Here is a 19672-nt window from a genome sequence, read left to right on the forward strand (position 1 = left end):
GGAGTGAGCCAGGAGACAGACCATGCCCGTCCTGACCTTTCCCGATGGCAACACGCGCGAAGTCGCCGCCGGTACCACCGGCCGCAGCGTGGTCGAGGGCATCGCCAAGTCGCTCGCCAAGCGCACCGTGGCCATGGCGCTCGATGGGACGGTCTGCGACCTCGACGATCCGATCTCTCAGGACGCCCGGATCGAGTTCCTCGACCGTGCCGACCCGCGCTCCCTCGAACTGATCCGGCACGATTGCGCCCACGTGCTCGCCGAGGCCGTGCAGTCGCTCTGGCCGGAGACTCAGGTGACCATCGGCCCGGTCATCGAGAACGGCTTCTATTACGACTTCCACCGCGAGGCCCCGTTCACGCCGGAGGACTTCCCCGCGATCGAAGCGAAGATGCGCGAGATCATCGCGAAGGACGCGGCCTTCACCAAGGAGGTCTGGAAGCGCGACGACGTGCGCAACCTGTTTGCCGACAAGAAGGAAGGCTTCAAGGTCGAGCTGGTCGACGCCATCCCGCCGGGCGAGGATCTGAAGATCTACCGACAGGGCGAGTGGTTCGACCTCTGCCGCGGCCCGCACATGACCTCGACGGGCAGGGTCGGCACCGCCTTCAAGCTGATGAAGGTCGCGGGCGCCTATTGGCGGGGTGATTCGAACAACCCGATGCTGACCCGCATCTACGGCACCGCCTGGGCCATGAAGGAAGATCTCGACGCCTATCTCCACCGCCTGGAGGAGGCCGAGCGCCGCGACCACCGTCGCCTGGGCCGAGAGATGGACCTGTTCCACTTCCAAGAGGAAGGGCCGGGCGTCGTCTTCTGGCACGCCAAGGGCTGGACGGTGTTCCAGGAGCTCATCGCCTACATGCGCCGCCGCCTACGTGGCGACTACGCCGAGGTGAACGCGCCGCAGATCCTCGACAAGGCCCTGTGGGAGACCTCCGGACACTGGGGCTGGTACCGCGAGAACATGTTCGCCGCGCAATCGGCGGGCGAGGAGGCCGAGGACAAGCGCTGGTTCGCCCTCAAGCCGATGAACTGCCCCGGCCACGTGCAGATCTTCAAGCATGGCCTGAAGTCCTACCGCGATCTACCTCTGCGCATGGCGGAATTCGGCGTGGTGCATCGCTACGAGCCGTCGGGCGCCATGCATGGGCTGATGCGCGTGCGCGGCTTCACGCAGGACGACGCTCATATCTTCTGCACCGAGGACCAACTCGCGGACGAGTGCCTGAAGATCAACGACCTGATCCTCTCGACCTATGCCGATTTCGGCTTCGGGGAGATCGTCGTGAAGCTCTCGACGCGTCCCGAGAAGCGCGTCGGTTCGGACGCCCTGTGGGACCACGCCGAGAGCGTGATGACGCGGGTGCTTGCGCAGATCGAGGAACAGTCCGGCGGGCGGATCAAGACCGCCGTGAACCCGGGGGAGGGCGCGTTTTACGGGCCCAAATTCGAGTACGTGCTGCGCGACGCCATCGGCCGCGATTGGCAATGCGGGACCACGCAGGTGGACTTCAACCTACCGGAGCGGTTCGGCGCCTTCTACGTCGACGCGGACGGGCAGAAGAAGCCGCCGGTCATGGTCCACCGGGCGATCTGCGGTTCGATGGAGCGCTTCACCGGCATCCTGATCGAGCATTTCGCTGGGCATTTCCCGCTCTGGCTCGCCCCCGTCCAGGTCGTGGTGGCGACGATCACCGGCGAGGCGGATCCCTACGCGGCCAAGGTCGTGCGCGCGCTGGAGAAGGCGGGCCTGCGGGTCGAGGCGGATCTGCGCAACGAGAAGATCAACTACAAGGTCCGCGAGCATTCGCTGGCGAAGGTTCCGGTCCTGCTGGCGCTCGGCAAGCGTGAGGCGGAGGAGAGCACGGTCTCGATCCGCCGCCTCGGCAGCCAACAGACCCGCACCCTGCCGCTCACCGAGGCCATCGCCGCCTTCGTGGAGGAGGCCACCTCCCCCGACCGCCGCCGGGCCGACGCGGTGGCCGAGACCGTGCCGACGAGCGACGCGGTGCTGGATTCGCACCACGAGGTGGCACCGGTTCCGTAGTCCGCTGCCGTCGTTGCGAGCGACGCGAAGCAACCCAGGGATCCGCCTCGTTCGGAAGCGTCCCGCTGCCCTGGATTGCTTCGCTGACGCTCGCAAAGACGGGAGGTGTAGGGCTGGGGAACTCACCCCACAGGTTCCGTCCAGGCCGAAAACAGGCTAGGGCAGCGGACAATGACCCGTACTGCCCTCTATGCAGGCTCGTTCGATCCGGTCACGAACGGCCATCTCGACGTCGTGCGCCAGGCATGCCGCCTGACGGATCGGCTGGTGCTCGCCATCGGCGTGCATCCCGGCAAGGCGCCGCTCTTCTCCGCCGAGGAGCGGGCCGAGTTGCTGCGCCTCACCTGTGGGCCGATGGCGGCGGCCGAAGGGGCCGTCCTCGACGTCGTGACCTTCGATGACCTCGCCGTCTCGGCGGCGCGGCGCTGCGGCGCCACGGTGTTCATCCGGGGCCTGCGCGACGGCACCGACCTCGATTACGAGATGCAGCTCGCCGGCATGAACGGCGCCATGGCACCCGAGGTGCAGACCGTGTTCCTGCCCGCTTCGACCAGCGCCCGGCCCATCACCGCGACCCTGGTGCGGCAGATCGCCGGCATGGGAGGGGACGTGTCCCCCTTCGTGCCCGCCGAGGTCGCCGCCCGGCTCAAGGCGCGTTTCGCGCCGGCCCATCCTTGAGACCAGAAGGACCCCGACAGAGCCATGATACGCCGCACGCTCCTCGCGCTCGCCCTTTCGGCGGGCCTCACGGCCCCGGCCTTCGCCGCCGATTCCAACACCGTCTACCTGCAGACCAAGGACGGCCGCATCACCATCGAACTGCGCCCCGATCTGGCGCCCAAACACGTGAAGCAGATCAAGACGCTCGTCTCGCGCGGCTTCTACGACGGCCTCAAGTTCCACCGGGTGATCGACGGCTTCATGGCCCAGACCGGCGACCCGAAGGGTAACGGCACCGGCGGCTCCGATCTGCCCGACATCCCGGCCGAGTTTTCCAAGAGCGCGCAGTTCAAGCGCGGCACGGTGGGCATGGCCCGCTCCTCGAACCCGAATTCGGCGAATTCGCAGTTCTTCATCTGTCTCGGCGATGCGCCGTTCCTGAACGGCCAGTACACGATCGTCGGCAACGTCACGGACGGACTCGACGTTCTCGACAAGATCAAGAAGGCCGCTCCCGGCGCCCCTGGCGGCGCGGTGCAGGATCCCGACAAGATCGTGCGCATGACGCTCGCCGAGAAGGCTCAGTGAGGCTGGCCTTCCGGCCTGTCCTGCTGGGCGTCCTCGTCCTCGGCGCGGCCGCCCCGGCGCGCGCCTATGACGGGGGCCACCTCTATTCGGGCTACGTTTATACCCCCGGCGGCGGCTATCCCCTGGCCCTGCCGGAAACCCTGCGCGCCACGATTAACGTGCCCCTCGCGGATAAGCCGGCGGGCGCGGCGGACACGCTGAGGCAGCTCTTCCCGGCGCTTGCCGCCTGTTGGAGCGCACCCCGCTTCACCGCTACACCGCATGGGCCCGACGTTCAGGTGACGGCGCGGCTCTCGCTCCGGCGTGACGGCAGCCTCATCGGCACTCCGCGGATCACCTACGCGGCGGGCATCCCGGATAGTGATCGTCCGGCGCTCACGCGGGCCACCGTCGCAGCGCTCGGCCGCTGCACCCCGGTACGCCTCACCCCCGGCCTCGGCCGGGCCATTGCCGGTCGGCCGATGGCCCTGCGCTTCGTCTACCATCCCCCGGCCTGACCGGCGGCAACCCCTCACCCACACCCCGCATCAACGGAGAACCGATCATGGCGGATAACGAAACCATCGTCCTCGAGACCACCAAGGGCCGCGTCGTCATCGGGCTGCGCCCCGACCTCGCCCCCAACCACGTCGAGCGGATCAAGACCCTCGCTGGGCAGGGCTTCTACGACGGCGTGCCCTTCCACCGGGTGATCGACGGCTTCATGGCCCAGACCGGTGACCCGACCGGCACCGGCTCGGGCGGCTCCGAGCTCCCGGACCTGAAGGCCGAGTTCAACGCCGAGCCGCACGTGCGCGGCACCTGCTCCATGGCCCGCACGAACTTCCCGCACTCGGCGAACTCGCAGTTCTTCATCTGCTTCGATGACGCCCGCTTCCTCGACAAGCAGTACACCGTGTGGGGTAAGGTCGTGGAAGGCATGGATGTGATCGACACGATCAACAAGGGTGAGCCGCCGCGCTCCCCGGACAAGATCGTGAAGGCCTCGGTCGGCGCGGCCGCGTAAGCCGCCACTCCTACCTACCCTCCACCTCACCCCGAGGCGGAGGGTGGGCTGCAGTTCGAGACGATGCCCTCCGCGCGGGCGAAATCCTCCGGCGCGTTGAGGTTGAGGAACGGGTCCACCGGCTCGGTCGGCCAGTTCACCACGCCTGCCCCATGGCGGGCGATGAAGGCGCCGACCCGGCGCTCGCCGGCCGCCAGCCACGCCCGCAGGTCGTCCTGCAGGGCGACGGACCAGAGCGCTGCCGTGTAGTGCTCCCGTCCGCCGGACGCCGCCACCGCGACGGGTGCGGGGCCGAGGGACGCGACCAGACGCGCGACCAGATTTTCCGGCAGGAACGGGGCATCCCCCGGCACGCTCAGCACATGGGTGACATCGCCCGAGGCCGCGCCGTATTCCAGCCCGGCCAGAATACCCGCCAACGGCCCCGGCAGGTCGGGCACGGAATCGGGCAGGACCGGCCCGTCGAAGGCCTCCGCGAACCGCGCGGGATCGCCGTTGGCGCTCAGTGCCAGCCCGGCCGGACATTGCGGGCGCAGGCGCTCCGCGATCCGCGCCAGGATCGGCCGTCCGCCGAGCGGCAGCAGGGTCTTGTCGACCCCGCCCATCCGCCGCCCGAGGCCGCCCGCCAGGATCAGGCCGAGGACGGAGGCCGCCACCCGGGACCCTACTCGAACACGATCTTCGGCGCCGAGCGGGCGGGGCCCGCCCCCGACAGGTTCGCCCACAGGGCCGTGGCGATCTCGCGATAGACCTTGGCCTGCGGGCCCTCCGGATCGGTCGCCACGACGGGACGGCCGGCATCCGAGGTCTCGCGGATCGTCATGTTCAGCGGCACCTCGCCGAGGAACGGTACGCCGAGGCGCTGCGCCTCTACCCGCGCGCCGCCATGGCCGAAGATGTGCGAGGCGTGGCCGCAATTCGGGCAGATGAAGGTCGCCATGTTCTCGACGATGCCGAGGATCGGCACCGCCACCTTCTTGAACATGGTCACGCCGCGCCGCGCGTCGATCAGCGCGAGATCCTGGGGCGTCGAGACGATCACCGCACCGGACAACGGCGTCGCCTGCGCCATGGTGAGCTGCGCGTCGCCCGTGCCGGGGGGCATATCCACGAGGAGCACATCGAGCTCGCCCCAGAGCACGTCGCGCAGCATCTGTGTGATCGCCGACTGCACCATCGGCCCGCGCCAGATCATCGCCGCCTCGGGCTCGATCAGGAAGCCGATCGACATGACCTTCAGGCCGTAGCCGACCATCGGCTCCATCGCCTTGTTGTCGACCACGTTGGGCTTACCCGACAGGCCGAACAGCTTCGGCACCGAGGGGCCGTAGATGTCGGCGTCCAGCAGGCCGACCTTCAGCCCCTGGGCCTGGAGGGCCAGGGCGAGATTGCAGGCGGTGGTGGACTTGCCGACGCCGCCCTTGCCGGAGGCGACCGCCACGATGTGGCGCACGCCCGGAAGCTTCGGACCCTGTTGCGGCGGGGCGCCGGGCCGGGGCGGGGCGACGGGCGGCGGCGAGACCGGGCGCGGGGCGGCGGAGCTCTGGGCCGGATGGCTCGTGTCGCGCTCGGAGGTGAGGCTCGCGAACACGCCCGAGACGCCGGGCATCTGCAGGACACGGCCTTCGGCCTGACGCCGCACCGGCTCGAACCGCTCAGCCTCCGAGGCATCGACCAGGATCGAGAACATGACCCGGTTATTCGGATCGACCACGACCTGGGACAGGCGGCCGGAGCCGGGGAGGGTGGTGCCGGCGGCGTCGATCGTCACCGATTGCAGGGCGCGCAGCACGTCGTCGCGGGTGATGGCCAAGGTTGCAGGCTCCGGAATTCAATATGCTTCCATCTATACGCGCACGCGCGAAACACCACCCTGGCGATCAGCCTGAACCAACCGGAGCTTCACCCGTTGTCGAGGCGAATCCGGGCAGGGCCGCTCGCTGCAGCCCACCGCCAGAGTCAGGAGTGACGCCGTGCACCAGAACCACCGCGACCACGAGGGCGCCAAGAAGCTGTTCGATCTGATCAAGGACGTGAAGGTCGCGATGATGACCACCGTCGACAGCGACGGCACCCTGAACAGCCGCCCGATGTGGAACAACGACATCGATGAGAACGGCGACCTGTGGTTCTTCACCAAGCTGCATTCGCCCAAGACCGCCGAGATCAGCCGCGACGATCAGGTGAACCTCGCCTATTCCGACCCGTCGAGCCAGAACTACGTGTCGGTCGCGGGCAAGGCCAAGGTGATCCGCGATCAGGCGCTCATCGACGCCAAGTGGAATACCAGCCTGAAGACGTGGTTTCCGAACGGCAAGGATGATCCGGAGGTCGCCCTGATCCGCGTCTGCCCGGAGAAGGGCGAGTATTGGGACAGCCCGAATGCGACGATGCTGCACCTCTACGGCACCGTGAAGGCCGCCATCACCGGCGAGAGCCCCAAGACCGAGACCGAGAAGGTCAAGCTGAGCTGAATCCCTTGAACGGATGACGACTGGGCGGCGCGCCGGAGACGGCCGCCGCCCTTTTCATTGCGACCACCGTCATCGCGAGTGTCAGCGAAGCAATCCAGGCGGCACTGTCCTCCCCGCAGAGGTCGCGCCCTGGATGGCTCCGCCTCGCAATGACGATGAGGGTGGGACAAGCGCAAGGTCCCCCGTCCGCAGGCATTGACCCTTAGGCGGAATCCGTGCGCCCTCGCTCTCCCCCGGCGCGACGCAAAGTCTTAAAAAAATGCTCGATCTGGCGAAGCGGGTTTACGACCACAGCTTCCGCATCGATCCGATCGTTCGGTCGCTGCTGGATACGGATTTCTACAAGCTGCTGATGGCCCAGACGATCCTGCGGCGGCATCCGCAGGTTTCGGCGACCTTCGGCATCACCAACCGCACGGCGCGGGTGCGCATCGCGGACGAGGTCGATGAGGACTTGCTGCGCGAGCAACTCGACCACGCCCGGTCGCTGCGCCTGTCGAAGGGCGAGGTGACGTGGCTACGCGGCAACGTGTTTCGCGGGCAGGGCCGGATCCTGGGGCCGGAATTCGTGACGTGGTTCGAGAATTTCCGCCTGCCCGAATACGAACTCGCCACCCGTGACGGGCAATACGAGCTGACCTTCCACGGCCCCTGGGTCGAGACCACCATGTGGGAGGTGCCGGCCCTGGCCATCCTGAACGAGTTGCGGGCGCGCGCGGTGCTGCGTGGCCTCGGCAAGCTCACGCTTCAGGTGCTCTATGCCCGCGCCATGACGCGGGTCTGGGAGAAAATCGAGCGGTTGCAGCGCCTTCCCGACCTGTCCATCGCGGATTTCGGAACGCGGCGGCGGCACGGCTTCCTGTGGCAGGATTGGTGCGTGCAGGCGATGGCCGAAGGCTTGGGCGAGCCGCGCTTCCTCGGCACGTCGAACTGCCTCATCGCCGCGCGGCGGGAGGTGGAGCCGGTGGGCACCAACGCCCACGAACTGCCGATGGTCTACGCCGCCCTCGCCCCCGACGATGCGGCGCTCAGCCATGCGCCCTATGCCGTCCTCGGGGATTGGCAGGAGGATTACGCGGGCAACCTTCGCATCGTCCTGCCCGACACCTACGGCACGACCGGCTTCCTGGCGAACGCGCCGGATTGGGTCGCGGACTGGACCGGCATCCGCATCGATTCCAAGGATCCGATCGAGGGCGGTGAGGAGGCGATCCGCTTCTGGCAGGATCACGGTCGCGACCCGCGCGACAAGCTCGCGATCTTCTCCGACGGACTCGACATCGCGGAAATCGAGCGCATCCATGCCCGCTTCCACGGCCGGATGCGCATCGGCTACGGCTGGGGCACGCTGCTCACCAACGATTTCCGGGGGCTGATGCCGGATGGGCGGCTCGATCCGATTTCCGTGGTCTGCAAGGTGATGGACGCGAACGGCCATCCCACGGTGAAACTCTCCGACAACCCGACCAAGGCGCAGGGGCCCTCCGACGAGGTCGCCCGTTACCGGCGGGTCTTCGGCGTGGGCGATCAGGCGACGATGCCTGTAGTGGTGTGAGGCTTTGTGGCTTCACAACCCACACCGTCTTTTCGAGCGCAGCGAAGCAATCCAGGGATCCGCACCGTCCTGCGATGCCCCGCTGTCCTGGGTTGCTTCGCTGCGCTCGCAAAGACGCCGCTGAAACATCGCGGAACGTCAAATCACCGATATAATGTCGACCACGACGGGTCCGAGACGGCCCGCGCGGGAGGATTTTTCATGGGTATGAACCGCCGTTCGCTACTCGGCGCCGCCGGCCTTGCGCTGGGTGCGCCGGCCGTGACCGTGGCGCAGGCGGCCGAGACGCCCGCTCCCCCGCCGAAGGCCCCACCGCCGCCGGTGACGAAGATCCTCGCGGAGTTCATCCACGACTCCTCCTATGACGGCCTGCCGGACGCTGTCCGCCGGGAGGGCGTGCGCAGCTTCCTGAACTGGGTGGGCGTCGCCATCGGCGGTTCGCATCACGAGACGGTCGATATCGCGGTCTCGGCGCTCCAGCCCTTTTCCGGCCCGCCCCAGGCGAGCCTGTTCGGCCGCTCCGAGCGGTTCGACATCATGAACGCCGCCTTCCTCAACGGCGTGGCGAGCCACATCTTCGATTTTGACGACACCCACCTGAAGACGATCATCCACCCGGCGGGTCCGGTCGCCTCCGCGATCCTGGCCCATGCCGAGATGAAACCCGTCTCCGGCAAGGATTTCCTCGACGCGCTGGTGGTGGGCATCGAGGTCGAATGCCGGATCGGCAACGTCGTCTATCCGAACCATTATGATGCCGGGTGGCACATCACCGGCACCTGCGGGCCGTTCGGCGCGGCGGCGGCGGTGTCGAAGTTGATGGGCCTGAGCGTCGAGCAGACGATTTACGCGCTCGGCCTCGCAGCCTCGCAACCCGTGGGCCTGCGCGAGTCGTTCGGCTCCATGAACAAGAGCTTCAATCCGGGCCGCGCTGCCGCCAACGGGCTGTTCGCGGCGATCCTGGCCTCGAAGGGCTTCACGTCGTCGGAGAAGATGATCGAGGTCCGCCGGGGCTGGGCACAGACCATTTCGACCAAGCAGGATTGGTCGCAGATCACCGATGGGCTCGGCCACCGCTATGAGAGTGCGCTCAACACCTACAAGCCCTTCGCCTGCGGCATCGTCATGCATCCGGCGATCGACGCCGCGATCCAGGTCCGCGACGGAGAGCATGTGAAGCCGGAGGACATCAAGTCCGTCGATCTCAAGGTGCATCCCCTGGTGCTGGAGCTGACCGGCAAGACCGCGCCGAGGACCGGGCTGGAGGGCAAGTTCAGCATCTACCACGCGGTGGCGGTGGCTTTCGTGGAGGGGGCGGGCGGCGAGAAGCAGTTCAGTGACCGGGCGGTGAAGGATCCCCGCGTCCTGGCCCTGCGCGCCAAGGTGAACCCCGTCGTCACCCCCGGCGTCGACCCGGCGCAGGTCGACATGGTCGTCACCCTCAATGACGGGCGCACGATCCACCGTCACATCGACCACGCCATCGGCAGCGTGGAGAAACCGATGACCGACGTCCAGCTCGACGCGAAGTTCAGGGACCTCGCGGACGGCATCCTGCCCGCCGCGCAGGCCGCACGGGTGCTCACCCTCTGCCGGTCGCTGCCCGACCTGAAGGATGCGGGCGAGGTCGCGAGGGCTGGCGTTCAGGGAGCCTGACGAGGGTCCGACGGCCGCGCTTCGGCCGGGCGGGATCGAATTCCCCTCCCGGTCCGTTCAACGTGCGGCGCCCCGGCCCCGGTCGGCGCCGAAAGTCGCGTCGTGGGGGCTTACGGGTCGGTGATGGTCAAGAGGAGCACCGGGGGGCTCAGCCCGGAGGGTCCGGCGATGCGTTTGCGGCCGACCCGCGTCGATGCCGCCGAGCGGCCCCGTGCAGCGCTCGCCCCGCCGCTGATCGTCTGGGCGATCATCGTGGCCGGACTGTATTTCGGCCGGGAAATCTTCATCCCGATCGCCATCGCTCTGCTCCTGTCCTTCGTCCTCGGACCGCTGGTGAACGTCCTTCGGCGCTGGCGGCTGCCGCGCCTCGTCGCGGTGGGGCTCACCGTGCTGATGACGCTCGGGATCGTCGGGGCGCTGGCGACGTTGATCGGCGTCCAGGTCGCCGACCTCGCGGGCGACGTGCCCCGCTACCGCGCCACCATCGAGCGCAAGATCGAGAGCCTGCGCCACAGCCCGGCCGGGCGGATCACTGACTACGTCGCCAATATCGGCCGTGTGATCCATGGTGGGGCCAGCACCGAGGCCAAGCCCGAACCGCCGCCGAAACCCAAGCCTCCGGCGGAAGCCGGACCGCCCCAGCCCGAGCGTAAGCCGATGCTGGTGGAGATGGCGGCGAGCCCGCCGAGCCCCCTGGAGACGGCGAGCACGCTGCTCTCGCCGGTCATGCAGCCGCTCGCGACCACCGGCATCGTCTTCGTGGTGCTGCTGTTCGTCCTGATGCAGCGAGAGGATTTGCGCGACCGGTTGATCCGCCTCGCGGGATCCCGCGACCTCCACCGCACCACCGTAGCGATGGACGACGCCGCAGGGCGCCTCTCCCGTTACTTCGTGGCCCAGCTCGCCCTGAACTCCGCCTTCGGCCTCGTCGTGGGCATCGGCCTGTACCTGATCGGCGTGCCGAACCCCGTCCTCTGCGGGATCGTGTCCGCGCTGATGCGCTTCGTGCCTTATCTCGGCGCCTTCATCTCGGCCCTGCTGCCCATGGTTCTGGCCGCCGCCTTCGAGCCCGGCTGGAACATGACCATCGCCACGGCGATCCTGTTCCTGATCCTCGAACCCCTGACCGGACAGGTGATCGAGCCGATGCTCTACGGCCAGTCGACGGGCCTCTCGCCCACCGCCGTGCTGGTCTCGGCCCTGTTCTGGACATGGCTCTGGGGGCCGGTGGGGCTCCTGCTCTCGACGCCGCTCACCGTCTGCCTCGTGGTGCTCGGGCGCCATGCCGAGCATCTCGAATTCCTCGACGTGCTGTTCGGTGACAGGCCCGCACTGACACCCGTGCAGAACTTCTACCAGCGCATCCTGGCGGGCGATTCCGAGGAAGTGCTTGGCCATGCCGAGTTGATCCTCCAGCATTGCTCGCTGTCCTCCTATTACGAGGACGTGGTGCTGAAGGCCCTGGAACTCGCCGCCCGCGACGCGGCGCGCGGGGTTCTCACCCCCGCCCAGAAGAGCGCCATGCGCGGGACGCTCTCCGAACTCATCGAGGACCTCGCCGACCGCGCGGACGGCCCGGTCGATGGCGCCAGGAAGGACAAGGAGGCCACCGACGCCTGCGAGGCCCAGGGGGCATGCAGCCCGCTGCCGGTCCATCCGATCCCGAGCGATCTGCCGGAGACCTGGACCCGCGACGGCGCCGTGCTTTGCATCTCCGGCCGCGGCTTCCTGGATGCCGCCGCCGTGGCGATCCTGGCGCAGATCCTCGCCAAACGCGGAATCGGCGCGCGGACCATACCTTTCGCCGAGACCGCCTCGGTTCATCTCGCCAAGCTCGAACCGAAGGGAGCACGGCTCGCCTGCGTCGTCTCCATCGCCCATGGTGGCGAGCCGCAGCATCTTAACCGCCTCATCGCACGCCTGCGTCAGCGCATGCCCGCCGTCCCCATGCTCGCCGGCCTGTGGCTGGCGGATGAGGGCCAGCGCCGCCCCGGCTTCACCCTCGACGCGGATATCGTCTCGGGCTCCCTGCACGAAGCGGTGGAAGCGGTGCTCGCCGCCGCCGAAGCCGATCCGGCTCGCCCGGCGCGGCAGGATCCCCAACCCGACCCTGCGGCGGCGGTCGCGGTCGTCGCGCCCGGTCCGGTGGGGCAGGGGGCTTGACGTCGGCCCCGGTCGCCCGCCTTCGTCTGACCGTCGGCGCTGAGCCGCCCGTCGGAGAAGCCACCGCATGAGCGTCGTCGAACTCGGCCGGTTCATGGAGGATCTCGCCCAGGCCTCGGGCAAGGCGATCCTGCCGTTCTTCCGGGCGCAATTCGCGCTGGAGGACAAGGCGCGGGGCGGCTCGCCCTTCGATCCGGTCACAGAGGCCGACCGGGCGGCAGAGGTCGTCCTGCGGGCGATGATCGCCAAGGCCTTCCCCGGCCACGGTATCCTCGGCGAGGAGTTCGGGACCGAGCGGGAGGACGCGGAATGCGTCTGGGTGCTCGATCCCATCGACGGCACCCGCGCCTTCATCGCGGGCCTGCCGACCTGGGGCACGCTGATCGGCCTGACCCGCAATGGCGTGCCGGTCCGCGGGCTGATGCACCAGCCCTATCTGGGTGAGGTCTTCACCGGCGATGGGCACAGCGCCCGCCTGCGCGGCCCGGCGGGAGAGCGCACCTTGCGCACCCGCCGCTGCGCCGATCTCGGACAGGCGCTGCTGGCTTCCACCGATCCGCGCCTGTTCGCGGAAGGCGAGGAGGCGGAGCGGTTCCGTGCCCTGGAAGGGCAGGTACGCCTCTCGCGCTACGGCACCGATTGCTACGCCTATTGCATGCTCGCGGCGGGCCAGGTCGACCTCGTGGTCGAGGCGGGGCTGAAGCCCTACGACATCTGTGCCCTGATCCCGATCGTCGAGGGCGCGGGCGGGCGCGTCACCTCTTGGGATGGCGGCTCGGCGGCCAAGGGCGGCCGGGTGATCGCGGCGGGCGACCCGAGGCTGCACGAAGCGGCCCTCAAGGTGTTGAACCCGTGAGGCACATCATGGGCGGCCCGTGCTGCTGAGCCTCCTCCTCGCCACCGCGAGCCTGTGGGGACACCTGCACGCCGCCCTGCCGGATGCGTCCGTCCTGCCGCAGGCAAGCCCAGCCAAGACCGAGACGCCGCGCTACGATCCGGCGGCGCGGGCGGTATCCAACTGGCACGAGCAGACCGGCGCGGCCCTGCGCCCGAGGGCGCTCGCCCTCACGGCAAGCCTCGCCAAGGATCCGCCCTACGTCGCCCGCTGCGTGCGGCTCAACAATGGCTGGTGCATCAAGTCGGCCCGCTGGTCTGGGGAGATCGGCGCGGACGGGGAAGGGCACACGGCCTTCGCGACCCTGGATGACGGGGCCGACGCCGCCGCGCGGCTGCTGCGCCGCTATTACCGTGATTACAGCCGCCGCAGCGCCCTCGCCATCGTGCGCCGCTGGGCACCCGCCGAATGCCGGGGCGCCCCCGTGGCGGGCCGCGCCTCAGTGGTGACGCCTGCCGTCTCGTCGACCCTCGCGCCGAAGGGGCTGGGTCGAACGCTGCGCGCCCGCTTCCTCGCCCGCCACCGGCCGGGCGGCGCCCCTCGCGTCGCGGCGGCTCGCCCGGCGCGAGGCGGGGCGCTTAGGGTCCAGCCCTGGTCGCCGCTCGCCCGCATGGGCGTCCGTCCGGCCGCGCGCAGTGCCGCCCGCATCTCCGCGCCGCGCCCGGTGGGCGATATCGCCGAAGGCATCCTGCCGAACGCCAACAGGACCACCCCGCGCGTCGCCGACCCCGCCGCTCTGCTGGGGAACGGGCGCGTGCCGAGCCCGGATCGGATGGTTGCGGAATCGGCGTTGCTCCCGGCCATCGCCGCCGGGCTTCCGCTCCTCGACCTGCGCCTGCCCGCCCCGCTCTGCGCGGGCGATACGGTGCGCATCAACAATTACGCCGCGCGAATCTCCGGCAGCGTCGGTCTGAAGCCCGACGACGACCTGCATCTCTTCGCGCCGGACGGATCGCCGCTCCCGAACCTCGCGCCGGTCATGCTCGCCATGTCGGCGGTGGAACTCGGCACCTTGCGCGCCGGGCCGGACCTCGTGGCCGGAGCGATCGGTCGGCTCGCGCAGGAACAATCGGCCTCTGTGCAGCAATAAGCGGGCTCGCCCGGACCTCGCTACCCTTGCGACCGCGCCTTTGCCGCGCCACCTCACGCCCGCCTGCCCCTTCCCGAGCCAGACGGTCCGTGGCCCCTCCCGTAAACACCTTCGCCTCCCGCGCCGGCTCCGCCTTGCGCGCCTTTGCCGAGGCGTCCCAGGACCTCCTCGTCCAGCCGACCCTTCGCCTTGGGGTGACGGGCCTCGCCCGCTCGGGCAAGACCGTGTTCACCACGGCGCTGATCCACCACCTCGTGGAGACGCACGCCCTACCCGCCTTCGCCGCGGCACAGGAGGGACGCCTGCGCCGGGCACGACTGGTGCCGCAGCCCGACGACGACGTGCCGCGCTTCCCCTTCGAGGAGCATTTCGCGACCCTGACCGAGGCCCGCGCGTGGCCGCGCTCGACCGACAGGATCAGCCAGTTCCGCTTGGAAATCGCCTACGAGCGCGCAGCCGGGTGGCGCTCCGGCCCGGCGACGCTGATGCTCGACGTTGTCGATTATCCCGGCGAATGGCTCCTCGACCTCGCCCTGATCGAGACGGATTACGTCTCGTGGTCGCGCTCCACCATCGCGGGCACGCGGCGGCCGGGGCGGGCGGAGATCGCCGCGCCCTGGCTCACCGCCTTACAGGGGTTCGATCCGGCCTCGCCGCTGGACGAGGTCGCCGCCGAGCGGGCGAGCGACGCGTTCAAGGCGTATCTCACGGCGCTCCGGGCCGGGCCGGAATCGGTCGCGACGACGCCGCCGGGGCGCTTCCTGATGCCGGGCGACCTCGCGGGGTCCCCGGCACTGACCTTCGCGCCCCTCGACCGCCTGCCGGACACGATCGACCCCGACAGTCTCGCCGGGCTGATGCAGCGGCGGTTCGAGGCCTACAAGGCGAAGGTCGTGACGCCCTTCTTCCGCGACCACTTCCAGCGGGTCGATCGCCAGATCGTGCTGGTCGACGTGCTCTCGGCCGTCGATGCCGGGCCGACCGCGCTCGCCGAATTAGAAGAGGCCATCGACGCGGTGCTGCTCAGCCTGAATATCGGCCGCAACTCTCTGCTGTCGCGCTTCTTCGCTCCCCGCGCGGACCGGGTGCTGTTCGCCGCCACCAAGGCCGACCATCTCCATCAGACGAGCCATGACCGGCTCGACGCGCTCCTGCGCCTTCTCGTCTCGCGCGCCATGCGCCGGACGGAGGCGGCGGGCGCCCGGGTCGGCACGGTGGCGCTCGCCTCTGTGCGGGCGACCCGCGAGACCACGGTGCACGATGACGGCGAGGTACTGCGCGCCGTGGCGGGCACGCCCGAGGCGGGCGAGGTCGTGGGCGACGAGATCTTCGACGGCCAGAGCGAGGCCGCCGTGTTCCCCGGTGAACTACCCGCCCGCCCGGAGGCGGTGCTGGAAGGCGCCGTCGAGCCCGGCTCCCTGCGCTTCCCCCGTTTCCGCCCGCCGCTGGTCCGCCCGGACCATCTCGGCCGCCCCGGACATCTGCCGCAGATCCGCCTCGACCGGGCGATGCAGTTCCTGATCGGCGACCGGCTCACCTGATAGCCTCGGATCCTTCGCGATGAGTTCATCCCAGAAGCCGCGGGCCTTCCGCCTGTCTCCCGAGCCCCCGCCCGCGCCCGGTGTCGCGCCGCCGCCCGAGCGCGCCACGCCCGCACCGGTGATCGTGGAGGAGCCGTTTGAGATCGTGGACGCCGCCGACGGCGTGCCAGTGCCGGTGGCGCCCAAGAGCCGCTCGCCCTGGGGGGCCCTATTTTGGTCGGCGGCGGGCGGCCTCGTCTCCCTCGGCGTCGGTCTCTCCATCGAGCGGATGATCGCCGACCTGTTCCAGGCGGCGCCGTGGCTCGGCTGGGTCGCGCTCGCCCTGCTCGGCCTCGCCCTGCTGGCCCTTGCCGTGATCGTCGGGCGCGAACTCGTCAGCCTGCGGCGCGAAAAGCGGATCGAGCGGCTGCGCCAGTCCGCAATCGACGCCATCGCCACCCGTGACCATTCCGGCGCCCTGGCGGTGGTGAAGGAAGTGTCCGGCCTCTACGCGGACCGGGAGCGGCTGAGCGCGGCTCGCGCCCGGCTCGATGCCTCGGCGGATGCGATACTCGACGTCGACGACCGGATCGGCCTCGCGGAGCGGGAGTTGTTGGGCGACCTCGACCGGCAGGCCCGCAACGCCATCGCGACGGCGGCCAAGCAGGTCTCGGCGGTGACGGCGCTCAGCCCTCGCGCCATTGTGGACGTGGCGTTCGTGCTCTTCGCCGGTATGCGCCTGCTACGCCGGATCGCGACGATCTACGGCGGACGGCCCGGCTTCCTCGGCTTCCTGCGGCTTGCCCGCTCGGCGCTCGCGCATCTCACCGTCACCGGCGGCATGGCGGTGGGCGAGAGCATGATGCAGCAGGTGCTGGGCCTAGGCCTCGCGGCCCGCGTTTCGGCGAAGCTCGGGGAGGGGGTGCTGAACGGGCTGATGACCGCCCGGTTCGGGCTCGCGGCCCTGGCGGTCTGCCGCCCGCTGCCCTTCGTGCGCACCGAACCGCCGCGGCTGACCGACGTCGCCGGGGAGTTGATGCGCGGGGGCGAAGAGAAGGAACCGTAAGGCTTGATCGCAGCCGCCGAACGGGCGGACCGGGAAGAAGCCCCCTCTCCCCGTAAAGCGGGGAGAGGGAATGCGCGTTTCGATCAGCGCTTGAATTTGCCGTCGTACTTGAACTCCGGCGCCGACTTCAGCTGGTCCTTGCTGGCGCCGATGATCGCCTTCCACTTCTTGGCGTCGGCATCGTAGCCCAGCGCCACGGAATCGGGAGCCACGACCACGTAGCGCTCGCCCATGCCGAGGAAGCCGCCCACGGAGAGGATGTAGCCCGCGAGCTTCTGGTTCTCGATCACGAGGTCCTTGATCTCGCCGACGGTGTTGTTCTGGGCGTCGGTGACGTTGAGGCCGATCAGGTTGTAGCTGAGCACCGCGTCCTGCGGCACGTTCACGAACTTGGGCGCCACGGTCGCGGGGGCGGCCTTCTCTCCGGCGGCGAGGGCGGGGCCGGCGAGCAGCACAGCGGCGAGAGAAGCAAGAACGAGACGACGCATGATAACCTCCAACGCCCGTTGAAGTGGGCGGCAGGGAAGCATCGACCTCCCGCTATCGTTCCCCCCTCACGCAGAAATGTAAATCTGCGAAACATGGAACGAAAACCGCCCCTTCAGTTCGCGGGAGCCGCCTCGGGCTTTGGCTCAGGCTTCGGCTCGGTCTTGGCGAGCACCTCGATATCCCGGTCGAGCCCGCTCTCCACCTTGAACTCGCGGGTGAAGACCTGCCCGTCATGGCGGGCGATCAGCACGTAATCGCCTTCGGCCAAGGTCACCTGTGGGAAGGCGCCGATGGCTTCGCGGATCGTATCGCCGCCCGGCGTCAGCACGGAGAAGGCAGTGCCCGCGAAGGCCTCCGCTCCTGGCGAGGCGACGAGCTTGAGGGTGACGGTAGCAGCCCGGTGGTTGAGGGTCGCCTCCGTGACCTTACCGTTCTCGACCTTGAGATCGGCGCGCTGGATCGCGTTCGACTCTCCGTAGATCGAGACCACGTGATAGGTGCCCTCCGGCAGGCGCAGCACCTCCCCGGTACGGATCGCCGACCGCACGAGGCGCCCTTCCGAATTCGTCCCCACGGGCACGAAGACCGAGAAGGTCACCTGATCCTGCGGGATCTTGGTGTCGCCCACGGCCCCGGAGAGACGGAGCGCGCCAGCGGCGATCCTCAACGTGTCGCTCGAGGCCTGCCCGCCGAGCACGATGCGCTTGGCGGAACTGGCGAAACCGTAGGTGACCGTGGCGACATAGGCCCCCGGCGGCAGGGTGAAACGCGGCTCGGCCTCGGTCGAGCGGGCCACGATCGTGGGCCGCGTGCCCTCGCCTCGATCGTCGAAGATCCGCCAAGCGAGTCCGTCCCGCAGGGGCGTTCCAGCACCCGAGAGAATCGCCGACAGGCTGAGCTGCGCGTCGGGCTCGGCCGCAGGCAGGGAGGGCGGTAGCGAAGGGCTTGTGATCGAGGGCGTCAGCATCGGCGTGTTCGTGCCGGGCTGGAGCATGGGCTGCTGCGCTGGGGCAAGGGAGGGCAGGAGCGCGAAGGCCGACGCCGCCAGCCCCACGCGCCACCTCGTCAGCCGACCCGTGCCCATCCCCGCCGATCCTCGTTCCGCCATGATCGCTCCTGTGGCGCGTGACCATGGCGGCGGCAAGGCCGCATCAGCGGCCCGGACCTTCCACGCCGGGGCGTCGCGTGCCACACCGGCCCAAGACCGCCTCACGACAGCGTTCGGACGGGAGCCATGACCGCCACACTCGACCTTCTGAGGACCCGCCGCTCGGTCCCGCCGCCGCTCCTCGACGGGCCCGGCCCCACGGTAGACGAGCTTCAGACCCTGCTCACCCTCGCTTCGCGGGTGCCGGATCACGGCAAGCTCGCCCCCTGGCGGTTCATTGTGATTGCGGGCGAGGCGCGGGCGCGGGTCGGCGAGGCCATCGCCGCCGCCTTCGCCGCCGACAATCCCGAGGCCGGGCCGGATCGGCTGGAGCAGGAGCGGAAGCGCCTGCAGCACGCACCGGTTGTGGTGGCCATCGTGTCCCGCGCCGGTCCGCACGTGAAGATCCCCGAATGGGAGCAGGTGCTCTCGGCGGGGGCGGTGGCGATGAATCTGATCGTCGCCGCCAACGCCATGGGCTACGCCACCTCCTGGCTCACCGAGTGGCACGCCTACGACCGCCGGGTGCTCGACGCGCTGGGCCTCGCCCCGCAGGAAAAGCTGGCGGGTTACGTGCATATCGGGCGCGGCCGCGAGATCCCCTCGGACCGGCCGCGACCGGTCCTGGCCGACATCGTCACCACCCTGTGAGGCGACCGTGCATTACGATCTCGATCTTCCGCGCGCCGAGCGCAGCCTTCCCCACAGCCCGCTCAAGGCCATCGTCGCCCCCCGGCCGATCGGCTGGATCAGCGCCATGGACAAGGCCGGGCGCCTGAACCTCGCACCGTATTCGTTCTTCAATGCGGTCGGCGACAACATGGTCGCGTTCTCCTCCACGGGGCGGAAGGACGCCCTGGTCTTCACGGAGGAGGGCGGCGAGTTCGTGTGCAGCCTCGCCACCTGGGATCTGCGCGACGGGATGAACGATTCGTCCGCGCCGCTGCCACGCGGAGAGAGCGAGTTCACCTTCGCCGGGCTGGACACGGCCCCCTCTCGCAAGGTGCGCCCGCCCCGGGTCGCCGCCTCGCCCGCCGCCCTCGAATGCCGGTGGTTGCAAACCGTCCCGCTCGTGCCGCTCGGCGGCGGCGAAGCCGAGAATTTCCTCGTGATCGGGCAGGTCGTCTCGATTTATGTCGAAGATCGATTTGTTACAGACGGAATGGTCGACACCGCCGCGATGCATCCGATCATGCGTGGAGGTTATTTCGATTACTTTCATGCCACTCCAGAGACGCGTTTCACCATGCGCCGCCCGAAGGGTGCAGGAGAGTTTACCGGGTCTTAACGGCTGAAGCCCGCGTTAACACCGC

The 19672-nt window shown here is 69.2% G+C and carries 19 protein-coding genes; 15 read left to right on the forward strand and 4 right to left on the reverse strand.

What is annotated here, in order from left to right; all coding sequences use genetic code 11:
* Positions 1-22 precede the first annotated feature (22 nt).
* The 5 genes from thrS to J4O73_RS18150 all read left to right on the forward strand — a co-directional run bounded on the left by thrS (position 23) and on the right by J4O73_RS18150 (position 4304).
* On the forward strand, positions 23-2050 hold the full coding sequence (thrS, locus tag J4O73_RS18130) for a threonine--tRNA ligase (RefSeq protein WP_426219579.1): 2028 nt from the start codon (positions 23-25) through the stop codon (positions 2048-2050).
* Between the two features lie 171 nt (positions 2051-2221).
* Positions 2222-2728: a pantetheine-phosphate adenylyltransferase gene (coaD, locus tag J4O73_RS18135; protein ID WP_426219580.1), complete on the forward strand. Its 507-nt coding sequence runs from the start codon at positions 2222-2224 to the stop codon at positions 2726-2728.
* A gap of 24 nt (positions 2729-2752) precedes the next feature.
* Complete coding sequence (locus tag J4O73_RS18140; protein ID WP_426219582.1) at positions 2753-3298, forward strand: peptidylprolyl isomerase; 546 nt, start codon at positions 2753-2755, stop codon at positions 3296-3298.
* Entirely contained in the window at positions 3295-3795 is a 501-nt protein-coding gene (locus J4O73_RS18145) for a hypothetical protein (protein ID WP_426219584.1), read from the forward strand. The genes J4O73_RS18140 and J4O73_RS18145 overlap by 4 nt, the downstream gene beginning before the upstream one ends.
* Positions 3796-3842: 47 nt before the next feature.
* Entirely contained in the window at positions 3843-4304 is a 462-nt protein-coding gene (locus tag J4O73_RS18150; RefSeq protein WP_378973652.1) for a peptidylprolyl isomerase, read from the forward strand.
* Positions 4305-4330: 26 nt separating this feature from the next.
* Here the strand turns inward: J4O73_RS18150 and mobA are convergent, their stop codons facing one another.
* A complete protein-coding gene (mobA, locus tag J4O73_RS18155) occupies positions 4331-4960 on the reverse strand; it encodes a molybdenum cofactor guanylyltransferase MobA (protein ID WP_426219586.1) in 630 nt (209 codons plus the stop codon).
* Positions 4961-4968: 8 nt separating this feature from the next.
* Positions 4969-6117, reverse strand: coding sequence for a P-loop NTPase (locus J4O73_RS18160; RefSeq protein WP_426219588.1), 1149 nt, complete (start codon positions 6115-6117; stop codon positions 4969-4971).
* A 160-nt stretch (positions 6118-6277) separates the two neighbouring features.
* Between J4O73_RS18160 and J4O73_RS18165 the strand changes: the two genes are divergently transcribed.
* The 8 genes from J4O73_RS18165 to J4O73_RS18200 all read left to right on the forward strand — a co-directional run bounded on the left by J4O73_RS18165 (position 6278) and on the right by J4O73_RS18200 (position 16723).
* The gene (locus J4O73_RS18165) at positions 6278-6778 is read left to right on the forward strand and encodes a pyridoxamine 5'-phosphate oxidase family protein (RefSeq protein WP_426219590.1); all 501 of its coding nucleotides are present in this window, start codon (positions 6278-6280) and stop codon (positions 6776-6778) included.
* A 259-nt stretch (positions 6779-7037) separates the two neighbouring features.
* Positions 7038-8333, forward strand: a complete 1296-nt coding sequence (locus tag J4O73_RS18170; protein ID WP_426219591.1) for a nicotinate phosphoribosyltransferase — start codon at positions 7038-7040, stop codon at positions 8331-8333.
* Between the two features lie 201 nt (positions 8334-8534).
* Positions 8535-9989, forward strand: coding sequence for an MmgE/PrpD family protein (locus J4O73_RS18175; RefSeq protein WP_426219592.1), 1455 nt, complete (start codon positions 8535-8537; stop codon positions 9987-9989).
* 168 nt (positions 9990-10157) lie between these two features.
* Positions 10158-12152 (forward strand): AI-2E family transporter, encoded by a 1995-nt coding sequence (locus tag J4O73_RS18180; protein WP_426219593.1) that lies wholly within the window; start codon positions 10158-10160, stop codon positions 12150-12152.
* A 67-nt stretch (positions 12153-12219) separates the two neighbouring features.
* Positions 12220-13008, forward strand: a complete 789-nt coding sequence (gene hisN / locus J4O73_RS18185; protein ID WP_426219594.1) for a histidinol-phosphatase — start codon at positions 12220-12222, stop codon at positions 13006-13008.
* A gap of 19 nt (positions 13009-13027) precedes the next feature.
* Positions 13028-14137, forward strand: a complete 1110-nt coding sequence (locus J4O73_RS18190; protein ID WP_426219595.1) for a hypothetical protein — start codon at positions 13028-13030, stop codon at positions 14135-14137.
* An 89-nt stretch (positions 14138-14226) separates the two neighbouring features.
* Positions 14227-15678 (forward strand): YcjX family protein, encoded by a 1452-nt coding sequence (locus J4O73_RS18195; RefSeq protein ID WP_426219596.1) that lies wholly within the window; start codon positions 14227-14229, stop codon positions 15676-15678.
* Positions 15679-15697: 19 nt separating this feature from the next.
* Entirely contained in the window at positions 15698-16723 is a 1026-nt protein-coding gene (locus tag J4O73_RS18200) for a YcjF family protein (protein WP_426219597.1), read from the forward strand.
* A gap of 83 nt (positions 16724-16806) precedes the next feature.
* Here J4O73_RS18200 and J4O73_RS18205 read toward each other — a convergent pair whose 3' ends face one another.
* Both J4O73_RS18205 and J4O73_RS18210 read right to left on the reverse strand, forming a co-directional pair.
* Positions 16807-17211, reverse strand: coding sequence for a PRC-barrel domain-containing protein (locus J4O73_RS18205; protein WP_426219598.1), 405 nt, complete (start codon positions 17209-17211; stop codon positions 16807-16809).
* 113 nt (positions 17212-17324) lie between these two features.
* Entirely contained in the window at positions 17325-18296 is a 972-nt protein-coding gene (locus J4O73_RS18210; protein ID WP_426219818.1) for a hypothetical protein, read from the reverse strand.
* Positions 18297-18446: 150 nt separating this feature from the next.
* Between J4O73_RS18210 and J4O73_RS18215 the strand changes: the two genes are divergently transcribed.
* On the forward strand, positions 18447-19010 hold the full coding sequence (locus tag J4O73_RS18215) for a nitroreductase family protein (RefSeq protein ID WP_426219599.1): 564 nt from the start codon (positions 18447-18449) through the stop codon (positions 19008-19010).
* 7 nt (positions 19011-19017) lie between these two features.
* Entirely contained in the window at positions 19018-19647 is a 630-nt protein-coding gene (locus J4O73_RS18220) for a flavin reductase family protein (protein WP_426219600.1), read from the forward strand.
* The last annotated feature ends 25 nt before the right edge of the window (positions 19648-19672 follow it).

The sequence above is a fragment of the Methylobacterium sp. NFXW15 genome (assembly GCF_049887755.1).
Taxonomy (GTDB): Bacteria; Pseudomonadota; Alphaproteobacteria; order Rhizobiales; family Beijerinckiaceae; genus Methylobacterium.